Annotated in this window: 2 protein-coding genes; both read left to right on the top strand. The window is 42.7% G+C overall.

The window, feature by feature from the left end; all coding sequences use genetic code 11:
* Nucleotides 1-337: 337 nt before the first annotated feature.
* On the top strand, nt 338-937 hold the full coding sequence (betI, locus tag L4C33_RS21955) for a transcriptional regulator BetI (protein WP_428814504.1): 600 nt from the start codon (nt 338-340) through the stop codon (nt 935-937).
* A 115-nt stretch (nt 938-1,052) separates the two neighbouring features.
* A partial coding sequence (locus L4C33_RS21950; protein ID WP_428814503.1) for an aldehyde dehydrogenase family protein occupies nt 1,053-1,936 on the top strand: 884 nt, incomplete at its 3' end.

The raw sequence follows: 1,936 nt of genomic DNA, 5'->3' as shown, positions 1-1,936 counted from the left end.
TAATATCAGGTGTGCCACGATAGAAAAATTTAGACATAAATGTTCTTCGATTTTAAAAAAGCGGCATATTAACAACTTCAGCGTCGATAAGCGAATCTATCCCAAACGGTGCTAATTGTTGAATAAAAACTTTTGACCCATAAACATCACACCTCGAATCTTTAATAAATTTAATTAGCCCTCTAAGTAATATTTAAGTAATTGTTTTTGAAAGAAAAGTCACCAAAACGCAATGCAAAACAACACGGCAAACGTAAAATATTCATTTGAACTCTAACGATTTATCTGTCACTTTATAATTAATTGAACGTTCAATGAAAAATAAAAGGACACTGAAATGCCCAAGGTTGGGATGCCAGACATACGTAAACCACAGCTAGTACAAGCCACTATGACAGTGATTGATCGAGTAGGGTTACATGCCGCAAGCATTGCACTGATCAGCAAAGAAGCAGGCGTATCGACAGGGATCATTAATCACTACTTCGGTGGTAAACATGGGTTACTTGAAGAAACCATGCGAGAAATCCTTCGTCAGCTTTCAAATACCATCACAACAGAATTAAAAGCACTTCCTGCTGATGCTCACCAGCAGCGAATCAACGCGATAATCAAAGGTAACTTCGAAGGCTATCAGGCTGAAAATAAAGTCGCGAAAGCATGGTTGGCCTTTTGGTCTTATTCAATGCATGACGCTAAATTGAAAAGGCTTCAGCGTGTTAATGAAAAACGTCTACTTTCCCACCTACGTCTTGAGTTAAAAGGGATTTTAGGGCGTGACCAAGCAGAACTCGTTGCACACGGTATAGCTTCACTCATTGATGGGATATGGCTAAGAGGCACCCTAAACCCTGAAGGGATAGATGCTCAAAAAGCGCATGCCATCATCAATGATTACCTTGATAAACAGCTCACGTTCTATTCGTGTAAAACGTAAAAAACGGCAGCACGAAAAAGCTTAGTCGCGGCAAATCAACGGTAAGTTACGCAAACAAAAACCACACATGCATTGGCCTATAGAGCCTAAAAACAATAATAAGTCAGAATATCAAATGGAAATAAACTCGTTATACATCGATGGCAACGCAGTAAAAGCGACGTCAGGCGAAACATTCGTTAGCATCAACCCTGCAAACGGCGAACCTATTGCCTCTTTAGGTCAAGCTTCTGCAGCTGACGTTGACAATGCAATTGAATCTGCGAAGCGCGGTTTTGCTGTTTGGTCAGCAATGACAGCAGTCGAGCGTAGTCGCATTCTTTTGAAGGCCGTTGAAATACTTAGAGCACGAAACAATGACCTTGCTACACTTGAGGTTGTTGATACGGGTAAACCGCTGCAAGAAGCAATTGAAGTCGATGTGGCATCTGGCGCAGATGTAATTGAATATTTTGCAGGTTTAGCGCCTACGCTACAAGGCGACCAACAGCCGTTGAGCGAATCTCAATTCTTCTATACTCGCCGTGAACCGCTTGGCATCTGTGCAGGCATTGGTGCGTGGAACTACCCTATTCAAATCGCTATGTGGAAATCGGCTCCAGCACTTGCTGCTGGTAACGCGATGATTTTCAAACCGTCTGAAGAAACCCCTCTCACAGCACTTAAACTTGCCGAAATTTTTACTGAAGCCGGCCTACCAGATGGTGTATTCAACGTTGTTCAAGGTGACTACCGTGTTGGCCAAATGCTTACTGCTCACCCAGACATCGCGAAAGTCTCTTTCACTGGCGAAACAGGCACAGGCAAAGCAGTCATGGCTGACAGCGCAAAAACGCTTAAGTCTGTAACAATGGAACTTGGTGGTAAATCACCAATGATCGTATTTGATGACGCTAAATTAGATGATGCCGTTTCTGCCTCTATGGTTGCAAACTTCTACACTCAAGGCGAAGTGTGTACCAATGGCACTCGTGTTTATGTGCATGGGAACATCTACAA

Source organism: Vibrio makurazakiensis (genome assembly GCF_050337375.1).
Taxonomy (GTDB): domain Bacteria; phylum Pseudomonadota; class Gammaproteobacteria; order Enterobacterales; family Vibrionaceae; genus Vibrio; species Vibrio makurazakiensis.
Note: the sequence above shows the minus strand (reverse complement) of the source record. Positions and strands in the feature narration are given on the sequence as shown.